This is a genomic window from Mesobacillus boroniphilus, from assembly GCF_018424685.1.
Classification (GTDB): Bacteria; Bacillota; Bacilli; order Bacillales; family Cytobacillaceae; genus Mesobacillus; species Mesobacillus boroniphilus_A.
Map to the genome: position 1 here is coordinate 1 of NZ_QTKX01000014.1, position 467 is coordinate 467.

The following is a 467-nucleotide window of genomic DNA, read 5'->3' on the forward strand; positions in this document are numbered from 1 at the left end:
ACAAGGTAGCCGTATCGGAAGGTGCGGCTGGATCACCTCCTTTCTAAGGATATTGCCGTAATGGCAATCGGAATGCGAATCTTACGATTCGTACTGTTGTACGCTTGTTTGTTTAGTTTTGAGGGAGTAATTCCTCTATATATGATATATGGGCCTATAGCTCAGCTGGTTAGAGCGCACGCCTGATAAGCGTGAGGTCGGTGGTTCGAGTCCACTTAGGCCCACCATATATCTTTCATAATGGGGCCTTAGCTCAGCTGGGAGAGCGCCTGCCTTGCACGCAGGAGGTCAGCGGTTCGATCCCGCTAGGCTCCACCATGTTGCTTTCATGCACATGACATTTGTTCCTTGAAAACTAGATAATCGTAAGTAAGAAGAACCAAAGAAGAAACCGAGTGATCGCCATTTTAGTTTTCTCTCTATTTAATAGAGAAATGACCTTTTAGGTTAAGTTAGAAAGGGCGCAC

At 46.0% G+C, this 467-nt stretch carries 2 tRNA genes; both read left to right on the forward strand.

What is annotated here, in order from left to right:
- Nucleotides 1-150: 150 nt before the first annotated feature.
- Nucleotides 151-227 (forward strand) — tRNA-Ile (locus tag DYI25_RS22250).
- 15 nt (nucleotides 228-242) lie between these two features.
- Nucleotides 243-318, forward strand: a tRNA-Ala gene (locus tag DYI25_RS22255).
- The last annotated feature ends 149 nt before the right edge of the window (nucleotides 319-467 follow it).